This is a genomic window from Terribacillus saccharophilus, from assembly GCF_002272075.1.
GTDB classification, from domain to species: Bacteria; Bacillota; Bacilli; order Bacillales; family Amphibacillaceae; genus Terribacillus; species Terribacillus saccharophilus_A.
The window spans coordinates 75057-101721 of the sequence record NZ_NPBJ01000021.1 but is presented as its reverse complement, the minus strand read 5'-3'; the positions used below and the strand labels follow the sequence as shown (position 1 = coordinate 101721).

The 26665-nt window shown below is 43.3% G+C and carries 24 protein-coding genes; 22 read left to right on the top strand and 2 right to left on the bottom strand.

Features of this window, described 5'->3' with window-relative positions; translation table 11 throughout:
- Positions 1 to 28 precede the first annotated feature (28 nt).
- The 11 genes from CHH48_RS10770 (at position 29) to CHH48_RS10720 (ending at position 10063) form a co-directional block, all read left to right on the top strand.
- Entirely contained in the window at positions 29 to 955 is a 927-nt protein-coding gene (locus CHH48_RS10770) for a S66 peptidase family protein (protein ID WP_095219347.1), read from the top strand.
- Positions 952 to 2049, top strand: a complete 1098-nt coding sequence (locus CHH48_RS10765) for a dipeptide epimerase (RefSeq protein ID WP_095219348.1) — start codon at positions 952 to 954, stop codon at positions 2047 to 2049. Before CHH48_RS10770 ends, CHH48_RS10765 begins: the two co-directional genes overlap by 4 nt.
- Entirely contained in the window at positions 2046 to 2933 is an 888-nt protein-coding gene (locus CHH48_RS10760; protein WP_095219349.1) for a C40 family peptidase, read from the top strand. The genes CHH48_RS10765 and CHH48_RS10760 overlap by 4 nt, the downstream gene beginning before the upstream one ends.
- 107 nt (positions 2934 to 3040) lie before the next feature.
- Entirely contained in the window at positions 3041 to 4081 is a 1041-nt protein-coding gene (gene spoIID / locus CHH48_RS10755; protein WP_095219350.1) for a stage II sporulation protein D, read from the top strand.
- Positions 4082 to 4156: 75 nt separating this feature from the next.
- On the top strand, positions 4157 to 5074 hold the full coding sequence (locus tag CHH48_RS10750) for a peptidoglycan DD-metalloendopeptidase family protein (RefSeq protein ID WP_095219351.1): 918 nt from the start codon (positions 4157 to 4159) through the stop codon (positions 5072 to 5074).
- A 222-nt stretch (positions 5075 to 5296) separates the two neighbouring features.
- A complete protein-coding gene (locus CHH48_RS10745; RefSeq protein WP_095219352.1) occupies positions 5297 to 6364 on the top strand; it encodes an AimR family lysis-lysogeny pheromone receptor in 1068 nt (355 codons plus the stop codon).
- A 213-nt stretch (positions 6365 to 6577) separates the two neighbouring features.
- Entirely contained in the window at positions 6578 to 6847 is a 270-nt protein-coding gene (gene spoIIID, locus CHH48_RS10740) for a sporulation transcriptional regulator SpoIIID (RefSeq protein WP_038564118.1), read from the top strand.
- Between the two features lie 181 nt (positions 6848 to 7028).
- Positions 7029 to 8030, top strand: coding sequence for a rod shape-determining protein (locus CHH48_RS10735; protein ID WP_095219418.1), 1002 nt, complete (start codon positions 7029 to 7031; stop codon positions 8028 to 8030).
- A gap of 120 nt (positions 8031 to 8150) precedes the next feature.
- Positions 8151 to 8969 (top strand): flagellar hook-basal body protein, encoded by an 819-nt coding sequence (locus CHH48_RS10730; RefSeq protein ID WP_095219353.1) that lies wholly within the window; start codon positions 8151 to 8153, stop codon positions 8967 to 8969.
- A 12-nt stretch (positions 8970 to 8981) separates the two neighbouring features.
- A complete protein-coding gene (locus CHH48_RS10725; RefSeq protein WP_095219354.1) occupies positions 8982 to 9779 on the top strand; it encodes a flagellar hook-basal body protein in 798 nt (265 codons plus the stop codon).
- A gap of 20 nt (positions 9780 to 9799) precedes the next feature.
- On the top strand, positions 9800 to 10063 hold the full coding sequence (locus tag CHH48_RS10720; RefSeq protein WP_095219355.1) for a DNA-directed RNA polymerase subunit beta: 264 nt from the start codon (positions 9800 to 9802) through the stop codon (positions 10061 to 10063).
- A gap of 35 nt (positions 10064 to 10098) precedes the next feature.
- On the opposite strand, the gene CHH48_RS19335 is transcribed toward CHH48_RS10720, so the two are convergent.
- On the bottom strand, positions 10099 to 10257 hold the full coding sequence (locus CHH48_RS19335; protein ID WP_123921910.1) for a lmo0937 family membrane protein: 159 nt from the start codon (positions 10255 to 10257) through the stop codon (positions 10099 to 10101).
- A gap of 122 nt (positions 10258 to 10379) precedes the next feature.
- Between CHH48_RS19335 and fabZ the strand changes: the two genes are divergently transcribed.
- The 10 genes from fabZ to CHH48_RS10670 all read left to right on the top strand — a co-directional run bounded on the left by fabZ (position 10380) and on the right by CHH48_RS10670 (position 25033).
- Positions 10380 to 10802: a 3-hydroxyacyl-ACP dehydratase FabZ gene (fabZ, locus tag CHH48_RS10715; protein WP_095219356.1), complete on the top strand. Its 423-nt coding sequence runs from the start codon at positions 10380 to 10382 to the stop codon at positions 10800 to 10802.
- A 115-nt stretch (positions 10803 to 10917) separates the two neighbouring features.
- The gene (locus CHH48_RS10710; RefSeq protein ID WP_175073449.1) at positions 10918 to 11403 is read left to right on the top strand and encodes a competence protein ComK; all 486 of its coding nucleotides are present in this window, start codon (positions 10918 to 10920) and stop codon (positions 11401 to 11403) included.
- Between the two features lie 88 nt (positions 11404 to 11491).
- On the top strand, positions 11492 to 12118 hold the full coding sequence (locus CHH48_RS10705; RefSeq protein ID WP_095219358.1) for a hypothetical protein: 627 nt from the start codon (positions 11492 to 11494) through the stop codon (positions 12116 to 12118).
- A 193-nt stretch (positions 12119 to 12311) separates the two neighbouring features.
- Positions 12312 to 13439 (top strand): acyltransferase, encoded by a 1128-nt coding sequence (locus tag CHH48_RS10700; protein WP_176466431.1) that lies wholly within the window; start codon positions 12312 to 12314, stop codon positions 13437 to 13439.
- 293 nt (positions 13440 to 13732) lie between these two features.
- A complete protein-coding gene (locus CHH48_RS10695) occupies positions 13733 to 18811 on the top strand; it encodes a PA14 domain-containing protein (protein ID WP_095219360.1) in 5079 nt (1692 codons plus the stop codon).
- Between the two features lie 132 nt (positions 18812 to 18943).
- Complete coding sequence (locus CHH48_RS10690; protein WP_095219361.1) at positions 18944 to 19618, top strand: hypothetical protein; 675 nt, start codon at positions 18944 to 18946, stop codon at positions 19616 to 19618.
- Positions 19619 to 19631: 13 nt separating this feature from the next.
- The gene (locus CHH48_RS10685) at positions 19632 to 20876 is read left to right on the top strand and encodes an efflux RND transporter periplasmic adaptor subunit (protein ID WP_095219362.1); all 1245 of its coding nucleotides are present in this window, start codon (positions 19632 to 19634) and stop codon (positions 20874 to 20876) included.
- Positions 20877 to 20973: 97 nt separating this feature from the next.
- Complete coding sequence (locus tag CHH48_RS10680; RefSeq protein WP_095219363.1) at positions 20974 to 22062, top strand: glycosyltransferase; 1089 nt, start codon at positions 20974 to 20976, stop codon at positions 22060 to 22062.
- A gap of 179 nt (positions 22063 to 22241) precedes the next feature.
- Positions 22242 to 24641, top strand: coding sequence for a cell wall-binding repeat-containing protein (locus tag CHH48_RS10675; RefSeq protein WP_095219364.1), 2400 nt, complete (start codon positions 22242 to 22244; stop codon positions 24639 to 24641).
- Positions 24642 to 24754: 113 nt separating this feature from the next.
- On the top strand, positions 24755 to 25033 hold the full coding sequence (locus CHH48_RS10670) for an AbrB/MazE/SpoVT family DNA-binding domain-containing protein (RefSeq protein ID WP_095219365.1): 279 nt from the start codon (positions 24755 to 24757) through the stop codon (positions 25031 to 25033).
- A gap of 42 nt (positions 25034 to 25075) precedes the next feature.
- On the opposite strand, the gene CHH48_RS10665 is transcribed toward CHH48_RS10670, so the two are convergent.
- A complete protein-coding gene (locus CHH48_RS10665; protein ID WP_095219366.1) occupies positions 25076 to 25846 on the bottom strand; it encodes an SDR family NAD(P)-dependent oxidoreductase in 771 nt (256 codons plus the stop codon).
- 190 nt (positions 25847 to 26036) lie between these two features.
- Between CHH48_RS10665 and CHH48_RS10660 the strand changes: the two genes are divergently transcribed.
- Positions 26037 to 26651 (top strand): TetR/AcrR family transcriptional regulator, encoded by a 615-nt coding sequence (locus tag CHH48_RS10660; RefSeq protein WP_095219367.1) that lies wholly within the window; start codon positions 26037 to 26039, stop codon positions 26649 to 26651.
- The last annotated feature ends 14 nt before the right edge of the window (positions 26652 to 26665 follow it).

Below are 26665 nucleotides of genomic sequence, written 5' to 3'. Positions count from 1 at the left end.
CATACATATAGACTAGGAGCAGGAGGAGATATTTGTGAAAGCAACTGTATGGAAAAAAGGAGATACAATCGGGATTGTTTCTCCAGCAGGACCGATTAAACGGGAGGAACTCGAGCGGGGGATCAAGATTGTGGAATCATTAGGTCTCCGCGTGAAACTAGGAAAGCATGTGTTTGATAAATATGGCTATCTTGCTGGTAAGGACACTGATCGAGCTGCTGACTTGAACGACATGTTCAAAGATAACGAAGTAAAAGGAATCATATGTAGCAGAGGAGGCTATGGTTCTGGACGAATAGTCGAATTACTCGATTATGAAGTAATCAAACAAAAGCCGAAAGTGCTGCTTGGATACAGTGATATAACGTATTTACATACAGCGATACGGCAGCGGACGGGGCTGATTACTTTTCATGGTCCTATGGTGGCTTCTGACATGGGAGAATCTGATTTTGCCAAACTGAGTTATGATTTGCTGCAGCAGTTTTTCATTCCGCAGGATGTTATCTATACAACGGCTATATCTCCGCTAGAGGCAATCGTGCATGGCAAGGCTACAGGAGCATTAGTAGGAGGCAACTTATCTTTGCTGACGAGCACGCTTGGTACACCAGATGAAATTGATACAAAAGGCAAGCTTCTATTGTTAGAAGATGTTGCAGAACCACCATATAAAATTGACAGTATGCTGAACCAGCTGAAGCATGCAGGAAAGCTGGAGCAGGCGGAAGGCATCCTTATCGGAGATTTCACTGATTGTGACGCGAAGGATCCGGAAACGTCACTCTCCTTTGATCAAGTCCTTGTTGATTACCTGACTGACTTGGAAAAACCAGTCCTCAAAGGATTTCGGATCGGACATTGCAATCCGAATATAACGGTGCCGCTCGGGACAGAAGCAACGATGGATACAAAAACGAAAACCTTGCATGTGAGTGCTGGAGTAAGAGCATGAAGGTTGCTAGAATAGATGTATACCAATCAGCCGTTCCTTTGAAAAAAGCCTTCAAGACGGCTCTGCGAACGGTGACAGTAGCAGAGGCTATCGTTGTAAAAGTGACAACAGATGACGGTTTAATTGGCTGGGGTGAAGCCCCGCCGACGCATGTGATTACCGGAGACAGCCTGGCAAGTATTCGTTATACCGTTGAAGCTGTCATCAAACCAGCCATTGTCGGCATGTCACTACTTGAAAGAGATGCATTGTTCCACAAACTGCAGCACTGTCTTGTTGGCAACACAAGCGCCAAAGCGGCAGTTGATATGGCATTGCATGACTGTATTGCACAGTATGCTGGTATGCCGCTATATCAGCTGCTTGGCGGTGCTAAGGATACATTGGAAACGGACTACACTGTCAGTGTCAATACACCTTCGGAAATGGCATCAGACGCATTAGACTATGCAAAGGATGGTTTCAGCACCTTAAAAATAAAAGTCGGCAAGGACGATATCGAAACAGACATAAAACGGCTTCAAGCAGTTAGGGAGGCAGTTGGCAGCAGCACCACACTTCGTCTTGATGCAAACCAGGGGTGGGATAGGAAGACGGCGGTCCGTGCTATCACCAGGATGGAGGAAATGGGACTCAATATCGAACTCGTGGAACAGCCCGTAGCAGCTGCAGATCTGAAGGGATTACAGTATGTAACAGCAAATGTTGAGACACCAATCATGGCAGATGAAAGCTTATTTTCACCGCAGGATGCCCGTACACTATTGGAAATGCAGGCGGTAGACTTGCTCAACATTAAATTGATGAAAGCAGGCGGTATCCAGCCAGCACTGGATATCGCTCGTATCGCTAAGGCCTATAGTGTAGAGTGTATGGTCGGCTGTATGATTGAATCCCGCATCGGCATCAGTGCTGCAGCGCATCTGGCTGCCAGTCAGCTGCATATTACGCGGGTCGATTTTGATGCGCCGCTCATGCTTCGGGAGGATATTGTCACAGGTGGTGTTCGCTATGAAGGAAGCAAACTTCTGCTTAATGCATCACCAGGACTCGGTATACTTGCAGTGGATACTCAAGGGGAGATGGTCATATGAAAGAAAGAGTGATCGCTGTTTCCGTTGCTAATCTGTGGACAAATCCCCACTCTTCCAGACAAGTGGATATACCGATTGTGGCCAATCCATCAGATCCATCTCGCTGGGTGCATGAGCTTTCCCATACCGATCGATTGGAGCTCCATGAAAACAATCTGCTTCAGTCTCAAGTGCTATTCGGTACGACAGTATGGGAAGTGGATAGAAGGGATGACTGGGTCAAAGTAGTGATACCTTCTCAGCCAACACCAAAAGAGGAAGAAGGATATCCTGGCTGGATTCCTGCTCATCAGCTTGCGGATCCGCTGCCGAAGTCAGATCACATAATTGAAGTACGAGCAAAGCAGGCAACTCTTCTAGTTGAAGATACTGGCGAGGTGGTTGAGCTCAGTTTTTTGACAAAGCTGCCTTTCGTTGAAGATTCAGGAACTGCCTTTACTGTCTTGACACCGCATGGTCGAGGGAGAATCTCTAAGTCCGAAGGCAGCCTCTGGACCCAGCGTGAGGAAGACGGCGAAGCACTAATCACGTTCGCAGAACAATTCATCGGGCTGGACTATTTATGGGGCGGTATGAGCAGCTGGGGCTACGATTGCTCCGGATTCGCCCACAACATGCATCTTTCAGGGGGGTATGTCATTCCTCGAGATGCCAGTGCACAGGCCTTGGAAGGGAAAGCCATTAGTTTGGATCAAGCAAAACCGGGGGATTTGCTGTTCTTCGCCTATGAGAATGGCAAGGGACGTGTCCATCATGTTGGCTTCTATTATGGAGAAGGACAGATGCTGCATGCCCCGAAAACAGGAAAACAAATTGAAATACTGCATTTGGCTGGCACAGTGTATGAAACTGAGCTTTGTGCCATCAGAAGATATTGGAACTGATAGAGTGCCCGCGGGGTACTCTATTTTTTTATGGGGAGATGTTCTAGCAATCCATAGAAGATACATAGAGTAAAGAGTAGACCAGCAGGCAGATAAGGAGGCCCTCTATGCAAAACAAAAAGCCAAGTACAAAACGGCGACGCCTCAAGTCCCACGTCATCATCAGTATCTTGATTGTCTGTTTATTCACCGTCATCGTGGCACTCCCGACATTGATTGTAGTACCATTTATAGACCCCGGTGGAATGGAGAGGACGGCAACGGCAATGGAACAAGAAAAAGAGATCAAGGAAACAGCCAGCGTAGCAGTGGAAGTGAGTCGTACAGCAAGCAATACAGTTGAAACGGTTCCGCTTGAAACGTATGTGACACGAGTGGTCGCGTCTGAGATGCCCGCCGACTTCGAACTGGAGGCACTCAAAGCGCAAGCTGTCGCAGCACGGACATATGTAGTGCGTTATATGGAAGATCACCAAGCAGAGAAACCGGAAGCAATTGAGGTATCGGATTCTACCAGCGACCAAGTATATAAGAACGAAGAGGAGCTCCGCCAGGCATGGGGCAAGGAATATGAGGAAAAAATGACGAAGCTGACAGAGGCTGTGGAAGGAACAAGCGGAGAGATTATCATGTATGACGGCGAACCGATTACGCCTTCTTTTTTCTCCACAAGCAATGGATACACGGAAAATGCGGAGGACTATTGGGAAAATCCACTGCCATATTTGAAATCAGTTGAAAGTCCGTGGGATAAGCAATCACCCAAATTTGAGGATCAGAAAGTGATTGAAATCGAAGAAGCAGAAAAGCTGCTCGGTGTCGATATTGATCCGAATAAACCGCCAGGTGAGTTGAAACGTAATAGCAGTCAGCGCGTATCCGAAGTAGAAATTGGCGGCAAGCAGTTCAAAGGCAGAGAAATCCGTGAAAAACTCGGACTCAAATCGACAGATTTCACGTTATCGATGAAAGATAATCATCTGATCTTCCAAACTAAGGGATATGGTCATGGCGTTGGGATGAGTCAATATGGTGCGAATGGCATGGCTGCAGAAGGGAAATCGTACAAGGATATCCTGACGTACTATTACAAGGATACAGAGATTAATAAACTGCCGGCAGAAGGTGCCAAGCTGGTGTCTAAGTAGGTTTGGAAAAATTTTCTGAAACGCATGTATAGGAATCTATCTTTGTGACGACAATGGTTGCAGAGGTGATGATCTATGAAGGAAAAAAATAGCGTTTCAAAATCTAAGTGGAAACGTCTTTTCCGTAAAAAATGGTTTTTCCCAGCATTGTATCTTGGTATTTCTGCTCTGCTTCTGACAGCCGTATTGTGGTACCAAAGCGGTACGAATGATCCGGAACAAGCAGAGGATGACAAAGGCATCTTCGACTCCCTGAATTTCGATGGAAATGAAGAAGCAACTCCTGTAGCAGAACAAGATGAAGTAGTAAAAGCTCCTGTAGCAGAAGATGCAGAGGCGACAGTCGTAACGAAATTCTATGATCACAAAGCAGACAGCGAAGCCCAAGAGAATGCACTCGTACTCTACGACAACAAATACTATCAAAGCACCGGAGTGGATTACGCTGCAGCTGATGGCGAAGCCTTCGACGTCCTAGCCGCATTGAGCGGTACAGTGACAGAAGTGAAGGAAGATGCCCTGCACGGTAACGTTGTTCAGATCGAGCATAAAAATGGAGTAGCAACATATTATGCTAGTCTGGAAGATGTGAAAGTAGAAGCAGGTCAAGAAGTGAAGCAAGGTGATGTGCTTGCAACAGCAGGACAAAGCCTATTTGCAAAAGATAAAGCGACCCATTTGCACTTTGAAGTGCTTAATGGCGATACACCTGTAAACCCGGAAAGCTTTTTCAATCAGCCTGTAAGCAAATTGCAGGAAGCTAAAAAGGAAACAGAAGCAGTACAGGAAGAAACAGCTGACACAGCTGGGCAGAACGAACAAACGGAGACAGAAGCTCCAGCGGAAGAAAATGCAGATGCTGAAGCAACTCCAACAGACGAATCAGGTGATAAAGAAGAAACACCAGACAGATCTGATGAAGAAAAATCTCCAGAACAAGATGAGCAGCCTGAGGACGAAGCAACATCTTCCTCCTCTTCAGCTCAGACTTGATTCAAATAAGCACCCCAAGCCCGGGGTGCTTTTTCTTTAGGCATAAAGCAGTCCATCAATAAAACCAAGAAACCTAATAATTTGTCGAACGAATCAGCCTTAAAACCGCTTGAAATTATCTGAAAAGATGGAATAATGAAATGGTGCAAAACACAAAATGAAAGTCGAAGTCAAGTGATTATATGGAGGTAAGATTGGGAAATGTGAGAGGAGAAAGGAACGTTGAATCAATCAAGTTTGCGTAAGGAAGCGACTGACTTGGGCAAGCTCTCAGTAGCATCAGGCCGGATGACAGATCTTTGGTCATTCACTCAGCTAGTGGAGAAAAGTCACGATGTAAAGCAGGTTGTAGACCTGGCAGCAAGTTTCTGTGTGCATTCCGCTTCTGCCGATGTTCAGCTGGCAGGGATGGATTTCCTTGGGATGAATTACTACGAAGAAGAGCTTCGGCAGCTGATCCAGAAGAATAAGCAATCATTGCACCAGCGAAATAGATCGTATGCTTATTTATATGAATTAGTAATCCAATACCAGGCGTACAAGCTGCCAGGTGACGAGTTTGAAAGGCAGATCAGCCGCCATCAAGCTGATTTTCCGGAGGCGAAGGCCTTGGTTCTGTTCGGCAGGATCTACCAGCATTTTCAATGCCACGATTATCATGCTATCGGCAACTATTTGGATGAATTACAGGAAACGATTTTACTTATCAAAGACTATTTCCTGCGTATCATGATGAATGTCCGGATGGACAAGCTGCTGTTCCAGTATCACTGGAAACGGAACGAATTAATCATTGCCAGAAAACATAGCAGAAACATTCTCCAACATACATATCTGCCAGCCCAGCGTTCTGTACAGCATTATAAGATGGGTTTGACTTACCTTTTCGATGATAAGATTGCAAGCTTTTCTCATCTTGCTGAAGGAAGCAAGATGTCAAAACAGTATAACATCACTTGCCTTGTACAATTGCTCGACAGGCAAGTTCTGCCAATTGTAGCTGCCCACTTTGGTATTCTGCATACGTATCTAACAGATGATCCCCTTGCTCTTGCCTATATCGAGTTTCAGCTTGGCGAGGTAGAAAGTGCAAGAAAGCGCTATCCTAAGTGGGAACCTGAAAAACAAACAGCATTTTATAAATACTTCTATGGAATCATCCACCAGAATAAGGATTATCTAGTATCATCCTATCACCTATTCATCCGCAGACATAAAGACTTCTATTTTTCCCGTTTACCTATGTATGCCATTCAAAAAATAGATAACCGCAGACCCTCCACCAGCTGAGAGGGTCTTTTTTATGGAATAAAACGGCTCTGCAACTAATAAGATGTTACAAACCCAAGCAAGTGTTTGAAGGGAACGAGTGTGAAGCGCTTAACGCCGCAGATGCCCAATCATCTATGACTTGCACAAGAAAAATACATACCCGAATTACTTCATCGCTTCTCATCTTGTCTCATGAACATCAAGAACCGTCAACTTAAGGAGGCATGGGCTGTGCATGATTATATCAAGGAGCGCACGGTGCGCATAGGTAAGCACATTGTGGAGACGAAGAAGACAGTTCGCGTGATTGCAAAAGAATTCGGTGTATCCAAGAGTACCGTGCATAAAGATCTGACAGAAAGACTGCCGGAAATCAATCCGGATTTGGCCAATGAAGTGAAGGAGATTCTTGATTACCACAAAGCTATCCGCCATCTGAGGGGCGGGGAAGCAACTAAACTCAAGTATAAGCTGGAAACAAACACGGACGCTCCTGCCTAAAACCCAACTTTCATCCTGTAAAGGTACATCCAATCCCTTTCCAATATTCCTACTTTTATCCTTATTTTCTTTCATAATTTGCTACTATTCTCCATGTTTTGTGCTACACTATAAGATAAGTAGCATTATGTTCTCGAACGGATGCGACACAAGTTTCTATCTTTACAGGGAGGATCTGAGGATATTGGCACGAGATATAGGAATTGACCTCGGTACGGCAAACGTACTAATACATGTAAAAGGAAAAGGAATCGTTCTGAATGAACCATCCGTTGTCGCGATGGACAGAATTACAGGAAATGTACTAGAAGTTGGGGAAGAAGCACGACGCATGGTAGGTAGAACACCTGGAAATATTGAGGCGATTCGTCCGTTGAAAGACGGCGTAATCGCTGACTTTGATGTAACAGAAGCGATGCTCCGCTATTTCATCAACAAGATCAATGTAAAAGGTTTTCTATCCAAACCGCGCATGCTGATTTGCTGCCCAACGAACATTACAAAAGTAGAGCAAAAAGCAATCAGGGAAGCGGCGGAAAAATCCGGCGGTAAGAAAGTATATTTGGAGGAAGAACCAAAAATTGCTGCTATCGGTGCAGGAATGGAAATTTTCCAGCCTAGCGGTAACATGGTTGTCGATATCGGCGGCGGCACAACAGATGTTGCTGTTCTTTCCATGGGTGACATCGTGACAGCACAGTCCATTCGGATGGCTGGAGATAAGTTCGATGCAGAAATCCTGCAGTATATCAAACGTAAATATAAGCTATTGATCGGTGAACGCACAGCCGAGAATATCAAAATCGAAATCGCAACAGTGTTCGAAGGCGCACGTCAAGAATCAATTGATATCCGCGGCCGGGATATGGTAAGCGGTCTTCCGCGTACGATTACTGTTTATTCGGAAGAAATAGAAGAAGCACTGCGTGAGTCGGTTGCCTTGATTGTACAAGCGGCGCGTACGGTACTGGAACAGACACCTCCTGAGCTGTCTGCAGATATCATTGACCGCGGTATCATCCTTACTGGCGGCGGAGCACTGCTGCACGGTATTGACCAGCTGCTTGCTGAACAATTGAAGGTTCCTGTATTCATTGCAGAAGATCCGATGGGTTGTGTAGCAAAAGGTACTGGCATCATGCTTGAAAACATCGATAAACTGGAAAAACGAAAAGTAGTATGATAATTTGACCTCTTCTGTATCTTATGTATACGGAAGAGGTTCAATTCGTTTAGGATTCTGCCGATATAATAGATAGAAACCAAAAACATTGGCATCTAACTGCCTTAGGAGGACCGAACATTGCTAAAAGGATTATATACAGCTGCATCCGGTATGCTCGCCCAGCAGCGCAGACAAGAAGTGCTGTCTAATAACTTAGCTAATGCGAATACGAATGGATACAAAGCAGATCAAGGGCAGCTGCGGGCTTTTCCGGAAATGCTTCTGAACTCGATGGAGAGCAAGCAGACATCGGCGGATAACTCCCGTTATGTTACGACTTCCAAGGAAATCGGCAGTATCAATTCCGGTGTATATGTGCAGGAGACGATTCCGAACTTTGTTCAAGGAGATTTGCGTGAAACAGGTATCAGTACCGATACGGCTTTGGTGGACGGTACGTATCCGGATGAAAATGGCTCTGTATTTTTCAATCTGCAGACAGCAGATGGCGAAGCGTTTACTCGAAACGGTAATTTTACCGTCGATGAAGAAGGCTTTCTGACGAACGACCAAGGCAGCTATGTACTTGATACGACAGGCAATCCAATTCAGACGAACAATCAGACGTATACAATGTCAGCAGACGGTACGATGCAATTTAATGACGGCAGGAACTTCCAGCTTGGACTGACATATGTCCAGGATGCAAATTTGCTGGACAAGCAGGGTGAAAACGTTTATACCGCAAGTGAGGAAGCCCAGACAGCAGATGCCCGAGCGACGGCTGGCGTGACGTACAATATCGTCCAGGGAGCAGTAGAAGGCTCGAATGTCGACTTGCAGCAGACAATGGCAGACATGATGCAGGCATACCGGACGTTCGAAACGAACCAAAAAGTATTGACAGCATATGATGAAAGCCTTGGAAAAGCAGTCAATGAAGTCGGGAAGCTGTAAAGGAGGAGCAAAATGAGCAGGATGATGACACAGGCTGCCGTAACAATGGGGCAGCTGCAGCAGCGATTGGATTTAATCGCAAATAATATGGCGAATACAAATACATCAGGCTATAAAGCGCAGACCTCTAATTTCTCTTCCTTGCTTTATCAGCAGATGAACAATCCGCCGAATGATGAGGCGAATACAACAAGCCGTAGCACGAGTGACGGTATCCGGATCGGATCAGGAGCATACATGAGCAGTACGAATCCGCTCATGACGATGGGAACGATCCAGACGACAGACCGAAATCTTGATGCAGCACTTGTGAACGACAACCAATACTTTACGATTACAGGCGATGATGGACAGCAGCGCTATACACGTTCTGGCAATTTCTATCTCCAGCCGCAGCAGGATGGGACAGTTGCTTTGACAACCGCAGATGGAGATTTGGTGAACGGTGTCGATGGACCTATTGCATTACAGTCGGATTTTGATAGTATTACAATCAATGACCGCGGAGAAATTGTTGTTGAACGTAATGGAGAAAATGCTGTTGAAGCGAACCTTCAGATCACAGCTATTGATAATCCACGCGTTCTGACACGTACAGGTGATACTGCCTTTGAATTGGCTGATCCCGCTCTTGCCCAAGTGCTAGGTGCAGGAGACGTTGAACTGCAGGCAGGCAGCCTGGAAGGCTCGAACGTTGATCTTAGTGAACAAATGACCGCAATGGTGAATACACAGCGCGCTTATCAGTTCAATGCACGCTCGATTTCCATGAGTGATCAGATGAGCGGACTCATTAACCAGATTAGATAAGAATAAGGAGCCAGAACGCTATGTCGAGTAATGCATCCAAACTCCAAACAAAAGAACAACATGATAAACAGAAGCAGGCAGAAGGAGAAAAAGCGCCGAAAAAACAGCGGAGAAGATTATTTCCAATATGGCTCCGTCTGCTTGTAGTGCCGATTATCCTGATCATCTTCCTGTTGCTAGGTTTGCTCTTCGGGTATGGTGTACTTGGAGATGGCAATGCACTGGACGTCCTCAAACGAGATACATGGACACATATTTATGACTTGGTAAACCAAAAGTCATAGAAAAAGCTGGCTCCGGATTCCGGAACCAGCTTTTTCTATTTCCTGCCCCTGCTCTTTCTAATTGCATAAATAACGAACATGATCACAGCAATGATAAGGAAAATGTGAATGACCCCTCCGAGAATATTGAAAATGACACCAATGAGCCAGAATGCGACTACGATGATGCCGATCCATAATAAAAGATTAAGCAATTGGCTTCCCTCCCAGCAATTTTATGGAACAATACCCTTAACGCAGAACGCGTTAAACATGCAAGCCTCATTTTTGGTATAATACGTTAGGAAAGATAACCATTCAGGAGGCTCACCATATTATGTATGATGTTCAAAAAATCCAAGAAATAATCCCGCATCGCTATCCTTTCTTGCTTGTGGATCAAATAACTGAAATCGAAGAAGGCAAACGCGCTGTCGGAAAGAAGAATGTAACAATCAATGAACCATTCTTCCAAGGACATTTCCCAGATTATCCGGTAATGCCAGGTGTCTTGATCCTTGAAGCTCTTGCACAGACAGGTGCATTTGCGATGCTGATGAAGGAAGAAAACAAAGGGAAAATTGGCTTCCTTGCCGGTGTTGATAAATGCCGCTTCAAACGACAGGTTAAACCAGGTGATACATTGAAGCTGGAAGTAGAGATTGTCCGTTTGAAGGGACCAATCGGTAAAGGCAAAGCAATGGCAACTGTTGATGGAGAGCTTGCTTGCGAAGCGGAAATCACTTTTGCAATTAAATAAGAGGGCGAAGCGTATGCTTCGTCCTTTTTTACTATTTTTTACATCTCCTTTACATATTGGAGCGGCTATTTATAGTAATATAGTCTTGTATCAGTCAATATTGGAGGGGGAAATTATGCAAATAGAAAAAAGGGAACAGTACATCATTACCCGCAATACTATTGCTGTGTTTCGTTTGCACGACCCAGTGTATCAATCCCGTGTTCTTGAAGCCGATAAAGAAATATTAGTGGAACAATCACCTCTTTCGATCATTGACCATAGCTGTATGCAGTACGGATCCTCCTATGAGGGCAGGGTACATGCAATTGGCAGACTTCTGCGGACGGACAAGAAGGTGCCTATTCCAGTGCATCCGGCTCATGGCGTTTTTATGCTCCCAACTTCCTCACCTACGAACACCAATTGCGTCTGGCTGTCTTTCTATCATATTCAATCCTATAAAGAAAAGAAAAGTCGCACTCAAGTCAGCTTTTATAATGGTACTGCACTGTTTGTGGAAACGTCTGAACGTTCCTTCGACCAGCAGTATAAAAGGACAGGTACTGTCATCGCCTTACTCAATAATGAACATTTCTTCATGGGATTAAGCTTATCCTGAAACTATCAATCACTTCTTCTGCCGAAGCTGTTATGTTATCATGTAAACTATCATTACCAGCTTTGGAGTGGAGGAGGAAACCTGTCTTATGCGCGACACATACACCGGAGCCGATCTTCTGGAGCAGCTGCTGCTTCATAAAGACCAGCTTTTAACATCAATCAGACGGGAGGATATCGCCCTCGATGCATTTTTGCGCCAAGAAGCGAGACGACCTGATCACAATCCAGTATTTCGATATGTATTGAAGCACTACATAGGTTTGGTCAATCCCAATCTGACAGAGGCATTCGAACATACCTACTTCCGTCTGTTTCAGGAAGCCGCACGTCAGCCGGACAAGCTGAAAATTGTCGGTTTGACAGCAGCATTATATGAAGTGAGAAACCGCCGGGGCAACCCTTCGATGCAATTTCCCCTCGTTACACAGATGCTGCATCTACTGAATGTGCATTATCCGATATATGATCCGGCTAGAATAGCATTTCTCGGTTTGCCGTCGGCCAATCACCTAATTGGATTCGATAAGAAGATGACGCGTTATATCGAACAATACCGTCACCTTTTTGAATTTTACCAATCGATCTTGCGGGACAGCCGTTTTGACGCACTGGCTGCTGCATTTGATGAGCATTTCCAAAACCATAGCTACGAGCGTCCAAGTAATGCCAAGAAGTTAGATTTGCTTGTGCAGGCATTCAGCCAAACTATCTAAGCACTTACCCAAGGTAAGTGCTTTTTTTTGTGGGAAAAATTAGGGCTACTGGATAGAGTTTGTAATCATATTGCGCACAGATTGTGTTGTCATTACAGTTCTGTTAAAAGTATTGCGGCACCCTGATCATAGGGTATATAAAGAGAAAAAGACGGATAGAATTTCTTAGAACAAAGAAAGCAGGTAGATGCACATGACGAGAAATTACTCCATTGATTTCTTCAAATGCCTAGCGATCTTCGGTGTTGTTTGTATTCATACACACACATTCCGAGACACCGCTGTCCCATTCGGAAACGGAGAAACCTGGGCATTCATCATCGATACAATCGCGCGCTTCTCAGTACCATTTTTCTTTGCAGCATCTGGCTATCTATTCGCCATGAAGCTGCAGCGAACAGATGATACATTCGCATACTTCAAACGCTATACTGGAAAGCTGATCAGCTTGCTTGCAGCATGGTTTGCTTTTTATTGGATATATGATTTTATAAAGATTATATTTGACCACACTGGGACACGTTCTGGTTTAAAAAGTGAATTGAGTTCATATGTAGCCGACACAATTAACCTGCAGACATTGATTTATGGAGTTTCTCATACACAATATCAGCTCTGGTTCATGTTTGCTTTAATTATTTCTGTTTTACTTGTGTTTGTCGCCTATAGGCTAAAATTGTTGAAAATGCTAGTACTAATCGGATTGGTATTAAATGTTATCGGGTTGCTTGGACAGTCATATGGCGGTTTTCTTGGGCTTCCGGTATTAAGTGAGTTCAATACAAGAGACCCCTTCTTTTTCGGTTTATTTTATACAAGTCTAGGCAGCTTGATAGGATTAAAAGAAAGTAAAATATATCAAGTAGTAAAACAAATACCAACCAAAAACATTATAGCGATCGTTCTTTTATTGCTGATAACACAGCTTGGAGAAAGAACACTTCTTTATGAAATTCTTGGTCTAGCTAGAGGAGAATATTTTTTAAGCACTATTCCGCTGACTATCATGTTATTCGTACTTGTTGTTAAAGAAAGGGAAATTGGAAAAGGAACTGTATTCAGCAAGATGGGGCAGCATGCTGTGGGAATATATTTAATTCACACCTTAATTAAAAGTTTGATGGGGGAGTTAAATCAAGGGTTGGTTCTGGTACAGCATGTTACCGAAACATTTGCCTGGGGAATTATATACACGCCACTTCTATTCATTGTTTCATACTTTGCATACAGTGGGCTGCAAAAATTTAAAGCATATATGAGAAATCCTATTTCTCAACACGCGCCTCGGCCAAAAACCAAACAGATGGGCTCTATTTCCTAAGAGATGCAAAATTGATGCATCTCTCTTTTTTTGGGTAAAAAAGTTCATATTAGTTACATTTATTAGGTGATATAAGTGTTTTTAATTGTAAATATAATATTAACTTATAGTGAAAAACTATGAAAATATTTAGTTAATGTAAATATAGGGGACTTAAATACTATTTTTATACAAAATTCTACAAAAATATTAACAATATACAGGGAATATAGCATAATGATAAGTGTAAAAAATAAGACTTTTATAGTATATGAGTCTAATAGGAGGGGACATAAATTAAAGTATTTTTACAATTGAATAGTGCAGTTCTTATTGCCTTTGCTTTTTTTGTCAGCCTATTTGCCTTTGTAGATAAAACCGAAGCAGCCGATCAAGTGAGCTGGTCTGTTCAGTATTTTAATAATACGGACATGTCGGGTAAACCGGTTGTACAGGAGAAATTGACCCAGCAAGCTGGCGGCCTGAAGGTGGATAACGGATCCAATGCACCAACTAGTGGTGTAAATAAGGATAATTTTTCAGCTGTATATACTTCTTCTCAAACTGTACCTGCTGGTAAATATATTCTTAGGACCCGTGCAGATGACGGGATTCGCGTCTATATAGATGGAAAGAAGATTGTGGATGACTGGTCTCCGAGCAGTTATTGGAAAAGTGAGAAAGCAAAAGTAATTACAATTTCCGATAATAAGAACCAGTCAAACAAGCAGCTTCATGAAATCAAAGTAGAGTACTACGACAAGACAAATGGCAGTGGCTTAGAGGTTTATCTGCATAATTACTCGCAGGAAACTGAGAAGAACAATTGGCTTGGATTGTATTACAACAACAATTCATTCTCTGGAACACCTGTTTATGTAGAGGGAGGCAGCACGTCGGGGAACCAGCAATCTCAGCTCTTTTTCGATTGGGATAGAGAGAAACCGAATGCTAACACACCTGCTGATAATTTCTCAGCTACTTACTACAAAAAGTTGCAGGGAGGAAAAGATTACTTCGTTCAAACCTATGCTGACGACCAAGTCACAGCAAAGGTAGGAGATAAAACAGTAATCAACCAAAATTACAATTCCTCAGGCGAAATAAATACCGGGATTGCAACAGGGCTTGCTTCAGGTGATCAGATTTTCCAAGTCAACTACAAGGAAAATACGGGCAGAGCTAAAGTTGCTGCAGATGCAGCTGAATTTGGGGATTGGGTTTCATGGTATTATGACAACACGAAACTTAGTGGAATGCCAAAAGCTCGACAAGTAACAGAAGGCGATGGTTTTTCCCTCAAAGTGGAAAATGGAACAGGTGCCCCAATCAGTGGTATTGGTAAGGATAATTTTTCAGCAAATTATTCCACTGCACAGCATATTGACGCAGGCACGTATTATATCCGTACACGTGCTGATGACGGTATGAGAGTTTATATTGATGACAAGCTTGTCGTAGATAGCTGGGATAAGAGCAGTTATTGGAAGAGTGAACAGATCCATGCTGTAAACATCAAGGATAAACAAACATCTGCCAACAAAGATGTGCATACAATCCGAATCGAGTATTATGAACTAAGCAATGGAAGCGGACTGGAATTCTATTTGAATAAAGCATCTGAGGAAGCAACCGAAGATGGCTGGTTCAGCACTTATTATAATAATACGAATTTCAGTGGACTCCCTGCGATCATAGAAGGCGGAGCAACTGCCGGAACGAATGTGAAGAAGCTGTTCTATAATTGGGAACGGGATAAACCATTCCAAGCAATCAATGCTGATAATTTTACAGCGCGCTATTATCGATTGTTAGACGGCAGCAAAGATTACTTTGTCCAGACAATAGCCGATGATCGCGTGAAGGCAGAAGTGAATGGTAAAACAGTCATCAACCGATGGAGTAACAGTTCAGGGGTAGTTGATACTGGAATTATTACCGATCTTAAGTCCGGCTCTAACGTAATGAGTGTTGATTATATGGAATCAACCGGAAGAGCTCGAGTTGCTGGTGAAGTAGTTCCTTTAGGTAACTGGATAGCATTGTATTATAACAATACGAAGCTAAGTGGATTCCCAGCTGCCCAAAATACAATTTCCGGAAATGGTACAAGTTTAAAAGTAGAAAACGGATATGGATCACCGGTGAATGAAGTTGGCGGAGATTACTTCTCTGCAAGTTATGCTACTGCACAACGGATAAAAGCTGGTAATTATGTTCTTCGTACAAGAGCCGATGATGGAATGCGTGTTTACTTGGACGGCAAGCTAGTCATGGATAACTGGGAATCAAGCAGCTATTGGGCAAGTGAAAAGACCAAAGTAATTTCCGTGAAAGACAGGGAAGATGCCGCTAGTGATCAAAAGGACATCCATACTATTCAGATTGAGTACTATGAGCAAACAAAGGGCAGTGGATTGGAGTTCTACCTTGAACCAGCAGATAATCTTTTAGAGAAAGATAGCTGGGTAGGATTGTACTATAATAATAAATCCCTGTCTGGCACTCCTGTAAAAGCGGTAGGCGGCAATAACACGAGACAGAAAGTAGATGCGGTTTCTTATAATTGGGGAACCGGCAAGCCATATTCCGAAGTTAATGCTGATAATTTCTCAGCTAGATATATGAAACTTCTGGAAGGTGGCAAAGATTATTTCATTCAGACAAATGCTGACGATGGTATACGGGTGAATCTTGATGATGAACGTATTATCGACAGGTGGAGCAATTCGAGTGGAAAAACCGATTTTGCTACCATAACAGGTTTGAAAAATGGTGATCATAAACTTTCGATTGATTACTTCGAAAACACTGGAGAGGCAGCTATTTCTGCAAATATTGGATCTTTTGGAGATTGGATAGCTTCGTACTATAATAATACTAATCTCAGTGGAAATCCGAAAGTGCAGGAAACCATTTCTGGTGATGGTTCAAGTCTTAAAGTCGAAAACGGCAAAGGTTCTCCGGCAGAAGGAATAAATTCGGATAACTTCTCTGCTAGCTATGAGACTGCGACAAGAATCAAAGCTGGCCGTTATCTGCTTAGATCTAGAGCAGATGATGGTATGCGAATCTATATTGATGGTAAAGAAGTTGTGAATGAATGGGAGCCTAGCAGCTACTGGAAGAGCGAAACAACTGATTACATCGATATCAAGGATACAGGCAGCGGTTCGGATAAAGATGTACATAAAATTCGGATCGAGTATTATGACAAAACGAATGGAAGTGGATTAGAGTTCTACTTGCATGATGCAGAGAAAGAAGTGGAAGCAGACAGCTGGTTTGCCCAGTTCTATCCGAACAGTACTTTGTCAGGGGATTATGTACAAACTGTAGGCGGTGCAACATCAGGGAACAAACTTGATCAGATTGCGTACAACTGGGATCGCGACAAGCCTTTCAGTAATATGAATGCTGATAATTTCTCAGCCTCCTTCACAAAGAAAATTGCCGGTAATAACGAATACTTCGCACAAACATATGCAGATGACGGAGTTCGGATGAGTATTGACGGTAAAAAGGTTATTGATGAGTGGGGAACTTCGTCGGGTAAACTGGCGCAAGCATTTATTCCGACACTCAGCAATGCGACACATACTGTCAAAACTGATTATTACGAAGCAAGCGGCCGTGCATCCTTTTTTGCAAATGTTGAGCCGCTGGGTAATTGGATTGCGTATTATTACAATAACTCCGATACAAGTGGAACTCCTGCAAATGCGAAGGTTATTACACCAAATGAGGACAGCGGGTTTACGGAAGATCATGCGTATGATGCACCGATGGATAATGTGGAGAAAAACAATTATTCAGCCCGTTATGTAACTGCTAAGCGCTTGACAGCCGGAGATTATTACTTGGAAGCTATCGCTGATGATGGCGTACAAGTGCTTGTGGATGGCCAAGTGGTGCTGGACAGATGGAGTTCAGGCAATAATAAGAAGGATGCTGCCAAAGTAACGATCAAGAATGGAGACCAAGGTACATTGCATTGGATCGAGGTTAGATATTTGGAGGAAACAGGCAAGTCCAATATCGATTTCTCCATCAAACCATATAAAGAATCCGATCTGTACCATAAAGATGCTTGGACATTAAGCTATTATCCGAACATCATCGACCCGGATAAACCTGTATCTTCAGATCAAGTAGTGAAGATAGAGGAAGCTGACGATATTGATTTTGACTGGCAGTATGAAAGCCCGACAGCCGGTATTCCTGCAAACAGATTTTCTATAATCATGCAAAAACAGATTAATATATCGAAAGCTGGTAATTATGATTTTACTTTGGATGCAGATGATGGAGTTCGTTTGGAAGTAGATGGAAAAGTAATCATCGATTCATGGAATACGGATAAAGGGCTAAGAGAAGAAAAAGCAAAATACATGGATGCAGGCTGGCATGATGTGAAGATTTATTATTATGAGAACACAGGCCGTGCAAATGTATCCTTCACCTTCAAAGAATCGGTGAAGAAAGAGATCGTCAAAGAATACTCAAGTTATTCCTTGTCATTGGACGCAATGACTGACCTTCAGATGAAAGCAGCTCCTAAGACAGATACTCGCTATGATATCTATCTACGAGAGGATGCTATATATCAGAGCGGGGGCTCATATAAGGTAAATGGAAGCGATTGGAATGTCAGGACAGGTCCTGGTACACAATACGGTGTGCACGATGGCCGTTTCCGAAGCGGCGATATTGTTTCGCTTCTATCCAGTTCGAAAGACAGCCAGGGTTATACTTGGTACAAGCTTGGCGGATGGGTACCTCCAACCCGCACGGATTTGAAGTATCAAATTAATCCTGATAACTTCCAATCTACATTGCAGGAACAATTGCAATTTGCTAAGCTTTCTGATCCAGGAAGTATTAATGTGAGTGAAGTAAACGATAAGGTACTGAATGGAAAAGGAATTTTAGCAGGAAAGGCGGCTAGCTTCCAAAAAGGTGCCGAGGAATATGGTGTGAATGCTGTCTACCTGATTTCTCACGCTATACTAGAGACTGGTAATGGTTCATCTCAACTTGCAAAAGGCTATACCTATAATGGTAAGACAGTATACAATATGTATGGAATCGGTGCCAATGACAATAACGCTCTTCTAGGCGGTGCTAAGTTAGCTTATGATAGAGGCTGGTTCACGCCGGAAGCAGCAATTATTGGAGGAGCAGAGTTTGTACGAAAAGATTATATTGACCTTGGTCAGGATACCATCTATAAGATGAGATGGAACCCTGAAAAAGCCGTATCTAATGGATATGCAACACATCAATATGCTACTGACATTGGCTGGGCTTCTAAGCAGACATATAATATGTACAAGATCTACAACATACTAGATTCATATTCTATTACCTTGGATATTCCAAAATACAAGTAAAGTAAGTAGTTACCACAGGTGACATGTAAAAATTAATTTACATGTTTGCCTGTGGTTTTTTGTTGAAAGATGCAATATATTAAAAATTAAGATAATCTTAGTAATATACATATAGAAAAAGGATGGCAGAACATGACATATCATACGAATCCTTTCCGTCTCTTGACTAACCCGAAGGAGACATTATTCAAACTGCGGGAAGCGGAGCAGCTGCGTGGCCATTGGTTATGGACTGTCCTGATCCTGCTCGCTTTCTGTCTCGTCTTTGCTGCACTAGGATGGGTTGGTGCCGGGACAGAGACGCTGAATCAATTGAATGCAGTGTACATAGGTTCGGATTACGAATCCGCGAAGTTTTCGTTCATCATCGGACGACTCGTCTGGGGACTCGGACTCGGACTTCTCGTAATCTTTGTTGTGTCTCTCGTATTTTATCTGTTTTATGAAATTCCTTATCAGAAACTAGTTGTGATCCAGTTAAGTGTTGGGGTTGTATTTCTACTGGAAGCTCTATCCTGGCTGCTTCTATTACTAGCAGCAGGCTTGGAATGGGATCGATCGCCGTTTTCAATTGGAGTCATTGCCGATCTGTTTACAGACAGACCCTGGGTCATCAGCTTGTTTGGTGCAGTATCATTGTTCCAGCTGCTCATCCTGTATTTCCAAACCAGATGCCTGCTTTTGCTGTTCCCTGCAAAACGATGGCATGTATGGGCTGTTGTCGGCATGATCTATCTTTGCTACATGCTAATGCTGACACTGCTTGGCGGAATTGGGAATAAGATTGTTGCATTCATCTTCGCATAGGAGGGCTTGAAGGATGATGAAAAAGCTAATACTAGCATTAGGAATCGTCCTTGTACTGGTCAACATTGCCATCCTGTTTTTGGATGATGATGGCCGGGTAGGCAGGACAAATTATATACATAAGTGGGAGCAAGTAACAGCGCAGGATGTAAAAGAGACGTTAACTGTTCCGGGTGTGCTAACCTCTGCAAAGGAAGAGCCAGTCTATTTTGATTCAGTATCAGGAGCTGTGTCGGAAATGCTTGTAGAGCCTGGTGATACAGTAGAAGAGGGCACTGACCTTTTCAGTTACCGAGTAGCTGATTATGCAAAAACATATCGTGAACTAACTGCTAGCATTACCTCGCTGGATGAAAAGGTGATGGCAGTCGAGCAGGCAATTTCAGAAGCAGGTGAGTCTGATTTTGCGGCTGCCGCATTTTCAGAAGATGTGAATGTTCCAGAAACGATAGACGAATCTGAGAACGAAGAAGATACGGATGCAGCTAGTGAAGCGCTGCAGCAGGCAACGGAAGAACAGACTACCCAATTGCAGGAACAATACCGCATCAGTCTGGAAAAAGAGCTTGCTGAGAAGAATGCGGAGCTGACTGCAGCAGAAGAGCAGCTGGCAGGTTTGGAGGAGACAGGTGAATTTGTGACTGTCACGAGTCCATCTGCAGGAACTGTTAAATCCATCGATGAATCTGGGAATAAGCCTGTTATTACTTTACAGAGCAGTGATCTCGTCATTACCGGAGAACTGACCGAAGCAGAGCGGAAACAGGTGCAGAATGCTATGACGATTGAAGCCAAGCTTGATGATGGACCTGCTTTGGAAGGGGAAATCACGGAGTTGGCTGAACAACCAGCTGCTACCGATGGTAAGGAAAGTATGTATAAGTTTGAAGCATCTTATCTTGCAGAAGATGAACAAGCCAACAAGCTTTTAGCTGGCTATCATTTAGATACTGACATTTTACTTGCCTATGCCAGTCAAGCTCCTACAGTGAAACCAGCGCAGGTGGAAGATGATCAAGTTTGGAAAATGGCAAATGGTCAACTGTTCACTACCAAAGTGGATATCGGGGCGCAGAACGATAAACAGGCAGCTATTATATCTGGTCTGGAAGCAGGAGCATTCCTTCCGGCAAATCAAGGTGATTATTACCAAAATGAACCTTTCGTTACGCCATGGAAAGCCCAGAAAATGAATTGGTCGACTTGGAGTGATTCCTTTACAAGCTATGAGTTCCTGCTCGGTCTGCTGGATCATTGATTGTAAATTGTTTCTAAAGAAGTAGACGATCTTACTGCAACCACTGTCGAATAAGCGTACAATTTGTTTACAATTAAGTACGTAAGGGGCACATTTTATGAAAGTTCACTTAATCGCAAATATGTATCCAAGCAAGCAGCATCCCAATTATGGGGTGTTTGTCGAAAATACGGAGAAGATTCTTGCACAGTCGGGAGTAACATTCGACCGTACTGTCGTCACAAAACAATCGAGCTCCATCGGGAAGCTGATTGCCTATGCTAGTCACTTTATCAAAGTAATCGGAAAATCAGTATTCCGCAAATATGATGTTACCTATGTGCATTATGCAACGCATAATTCAATTCCAGTGCTGATTGCCAAGAAATTGAATAAGAATATGGTTGTTTACACAAATGTGCACGGCAGTGATGTTGTGCCAGAGTTTCAGAAACGACAGAAATACCAGCCCTATGTGAAGCGGTTGTTAGAAGTATCTGATACTGTTATTACACCAAGCGCTTATTATAAGCAGCTTGTGCAGCAGAAATACGGTTTGACGAATCGGATCGAAATATTTCCTTCTGGCGGTATCAACAAACATACCTTTTATGAGAAGGAAACAAAGCTAGCTTGCCAGGAGCTGGAGATTAAAGCAGCATATAGCTATATTGGATTTGTGGGACGAATTGATAGAGGAAAAGGCTGGGATGTCTATCTGAAGGCTGCAAAGCTGTTGAAGGAACAAGGCAAATTGGAAAACCATAAGCTATTGTTCATTGGTGATGGATTGGAGAAAGAAAGCTTCGATAAATTGGTAGACGATTATGGCTTACGGGAAGATCTCGTGCATTTCCCGCTTCTGTCCCAGCAAAAGCTGAACAGCGTATACAATAGTATGACTGTGTTCTGTTTTCCAACTATGCGAGAAGGAGAAAGCCTTGGGCTTGTAGGTCTAGAAGCTATGGCATGCGGAACACCTGTTATCGGCAGCCGGATGGCAGGACTGTTAGACTACATGAAACACAGCAGGAATGGCTTTCTTTTTGAACCGGGATCAGCTGAGGAGTTGGCTGGATGCATTAATACTTATATGGAGCTGCCAGAAGCAGCGAAGCTGTCGATGAAAGAAGAGGCAAAACAGACAGCAGCAGCTTATGAAGTGGAAGCAATTAAGCCACGTCTATCGGAAATATTCTCTGTATGAAGTCCAACCGCGGTTGGACTTTTTTTATTAAGGAATTGTAAAATCGAGTTTCGCAATGTTAAATTTCTTCCGATTGTCTAGTAAAATCCACCTACCCTTTTTATAGTTTAAAAGAGGCAATACAAAATTCGACATAAGTATATTGTATTGTAAATCTAGTAAAAGAAAGAGGGTAACAGGTGGAAAGAAGCAGAGCGACGTATACACTTGTCTTTTTTGCTGGTCTTTTTCTTGCATGTTTAGCATTCATCCAGCCGGGTGGTGTCTATGCGGAATCGAGCAGTCATATTTTTTCACAGGGTGCTGCAAAAGTCCAATTGTCAGATGGTAAAACTGTCGAAGTGACGAATAATAAAAATGGGGAGATTCGTATTACAGGAGATTCTGGGACGCTTTATGAATCCACGATCCCAGATGCAGATATTGCTTCTGTTCAGGAAACGAAAATGGACAATGCATCTTATTTAATTGTAGAGTATCGCACTCATGGAACTGCCCAAGCTCTGCAATTCGACATTTTGCATGTCACAAGTGAGAAACTGGAACGCATTTATCAATCCAATTTATATGAAGGAGCAAGACTCACTGTAGATGAGGAAAGGGCACAGCTTGAAGTCAGCTATCCGAAAATCGAACAAGATGTACCACTTGCAGAACCTAAAGAAGTATATATCGAAGCATTTACAGTAGATCAACAGCAAGTGACGATAGAGGATAAGCGGACAGAACCGACAGCAAGTGCTGTACAAGCACGCATGTTCCGTGCTAGTGCAGCAGGCTATTCAAATCCAAGCTACGACACAATCAGCCGTAAGCTGACAGCTGCTGCAGTTAAATATGATGTGCCAGCGGAAATCGTTAAATCTATTGCATTCCGTGAAAGTGGCTGGAAACAGTATTGGACGGGAAGCACACCTTCTTATCAGGCTTCCTGCAACATTGCGGATGGATCCAATGTCGTAATCGGCTATGACTGTATTGGTATTGGGATCATGCAGGTTTCCGATTATAACCGCAATGATACGGAGGAAATCGAGCGCCTGATGCATGATATTGACTATAACATCGACCGCGGGATGCGTATTCTAAAAGACAAATGGAATGAAGCTAACTCAAAAGCTGAATCCTCTTTAGCATATAATTTGATTCCGAAGGTCAACGATGGAAATCCTGATAAATTAGAAAACTGGTACTTTGCTATTCTGGCATATAATGGCCGATTGGAACGGAATGATCCAATAGCTAATCCGCAAACTGCTTACCAAGAGCTTGTGTATAAGGAGATGGAGAATCAGTCGTTAATAACGACGACGCCTTTCCCAACTCATCTTTTAACACCTGGCAGAATTAGCGGAAAACTTGGTTCGTACTTCTCATTCAAGACAAATCAGATTTCCACACCAGGACCACTGCATGAGAGCACACAGAATTATGGGAATGGCAGCACAGTCTACGTTACAGCTGACAAGCTAACGCTGCGCAATAGCCCGAATGGATCTTCTGTCGGTTCCTTGCCGAGAGGAGAGAAGCTGACAATCACTGGCGGCTACACTGCAAATAATTCCAATGTGAATCATTATGTTTGGTACCCAGTGCGTACTAGCAGCGGCAAGACTGGTTATGTAGCCAGCGGTTATTTGAGCAAGGCGCCTGTTGTTGTGCACAATCTTGAAGGTTCCCGCCGAAATGCCACTAGTGCGAGTATCTCTAACTACGGTTGGCATCTGGAATCTCCTGAAGCAGTCGTGCTTGGAAGAAGTGATTTGCCAATCGATGCTTTCACAGGAAGTGTCCTGGCGGCTCAAATGGATTCTCCGCTTTTGCTAACTGATCAGAATAAGTTGGAGCAGGTGACAGTTACGGAAATTGACCGACTAAATCCGTCCATCATTTATATTGTCGGAGCGGGACCAGCTATTTCAAAAAATGTTGAGAACGATTTACGTAAGAAGTTCCCTAATAGCACAATTGAACGGGTAGCCGGATCTACTCGTTATGCGACAGCCGTAAAAGTAGCAGAAGAAGTAGCGGCTGTTACGAGTAAGCCATCTGAGATCTTCTTGGCAGTCGGAGATGAGACATCACCGGATGCGTTGACGATCGGACCTCATGCAGGCATTGAGGGTATCCCTATCTTGCTGACAAGAACAGGGGAACTGCATGATGAAGTAAAGAACTATATTAAGCGCAATAGTATCAAGAAAGTAACGATTATTGGCAGTGAGACAGTTGTATCTAAACGCGTAGCGGATGCTGTCAAACAGCTCGGCGCCTCTGTGGAGCGCGTATACGGAGCTGATCGCTATTCAACGAATGCTGCTGTTATCACGAAGTATTATGGAACTAATCCGGATCAAGTATTCTTTGCAAACGGTCAAACGACTGTAGATAGCCTGTCGGGTGCACCTCTTGCAGCTAAGTATGATGCACCGATCGTTCTTACGAGACCGGATGCTGTCACGAAGCCAACACGAGCTTTCCTGAATAAGATTACCGATCAGCCGGAAATCTTCTATCTCGGTTCAGATGCAGCTATCACGGATAGGACACGCAAGGAATTGGAAGGAATACTTCAGTAGCACAAGGGGGCGCAAACATAATTAGTGTTTGTGCTCTTTTTTACGACAATAATATTTTCAAAAATTAGAAATATATAGTATAGTGTTAACATCACAGTAAAGGAGGCGTTTACATGAAGAGTACCGGGATTACGAGACGGGTCGATCATCTTGGGCGTGTCGTCGTGCCGAAAGAAATTAGAAGAGAGTTCGGCATAGAAGAAAAAGATCCTGTGGAAATTTTTGTCGAAGGTGACAAGATCATCTTCCGAAAGTATCAGCCTGGTTTTACTTGTGCCATAACGGGAGAAATCACGCCGGAAAACAAGCAATATGCAGACAACCTGTATTTAAGTCCGGAAGGTGCCCGCATCCTCTTTGACAAACTAAAAGAAGAACTTAATTCCAATTAAAAAAGACGCAGCGGACAGGAACTGTCGCTCGTCTTTCTTTTTTTACACAGAAGTTGTGCCTTGTCCTCCATCGACACGGTAATAAGAGCCGTTGATGAAGCTGGAGCGATTAGAAGCAAGGAAGAGCATCAATCCAGTTACCTCTTCGACTTCTCCATACCGATTCATAGGTGAACTCGCTTCAAAGCCTCGGCGAGCTGTGTTCTCATTCCCTTTAGCTGCTTTTGTTTCGATAGCTTCCATCCATTCTGTATCTAAAGCTGAAGGGCAAATTGCATTCACCCTTATACCATAGTCTGCGACTTCCAATGCTGCTGTCTTATTAAGTCCGAGCATGGCGTGCTTGGAGGCAACATACGTGCTCATACCGGGCCCGCCCAGTAGGCTGCCGCTGCATGCAGTATTCACGACCACGCCGCTTTTTTGTTTGATCATGGCACGTAAAACATGTTTTAAGCCGAGGAAAGCGCCGATTACATTCACCTGAAGTACTTCCTCCAAGCTCGCAGCAGTCTGTTCTGTAATCGGAACAAAATCACCACTCAACCCTGCCTGATTAATGAACACATCGATTCTTCCAAAACGATGCAGTGTCTTTTCAACAAATTGTTCTACCTCTGCTTCTTTCGTAACGTCTGCAGGAAGCAAAATCTTTTCTGTATCAATAGTTGCCGAGGCCCTTTTCAATGCCTTTTCTGAAAGGTCGATCAACGCAAGTTTAGCTCCTGCTTCTGCAAAAGCTTTGGCTGCAGCTGACCCGATTCCGCCGGCAGCACCAGTGATCAAAACGACTTGTCCTTGGAATTCCTTCACTGTGCGAGCCCCCTTATTGTATGTAGAAGATAGTAGCTGAAGATTTAGAGAAAATTATGTCATAGTAATCTTAGCGCATTGACAATTAGGTAACAATGCTCAATATTCTAGGTAATGTAGCCTATTCAACAAATAGATTAAAAAAATGTAAGATAGATAATATTAATGAACAAAAAAGGCGGTTTTGTTGATGAAATTAAGAACGGACCGACGTAGTAAAAGAAGTGTGAAGGCTCTTAAGCTGGCTTATATCGATTTGATTCTGGAGGAAGAAGATAAGCGGATCAGCATCCAGCAAATAGCCGATCAAGCCGATTATAATCGGGGTACCTTCTATAAGCATTTTGCCGATAAAGAGAGCTTGAAGGAAAGTATTCTTACTGATTTCCTAGATGGTATTTCCATTGCATTGTTAGAACCTTATAAGGAAAGTGCTTATGTCGATTTACAGGAGCAGGCTCCGTCTACGATGCGCATATTCACGCATATCTATGAGGAAAGACGTGTATTACAGGCACTTCGAATTCTTTATCCTGACATAGCTGACAAGATGCTGAAAGTATTCGTCGAATGCTTATCAGGTGATTTCTACATGGAAACAGAAACTCCAAGGATTCCGGTTGATTATGACCTGATGATTCACTTTCAAATGGCTGCTACTGTCGGCTTTATCATGCGCTGGGCAGACTCGAATTTCAAATTTTCCACCTTGCATCTTTCGGAACAATTTACAGAATTAGTTCGGGTACGCCCATATAGACTAGTCAATACAACTGTACAAAAGGAAAACGACTCCCAGAAATAAAATGGGAGTCGTTT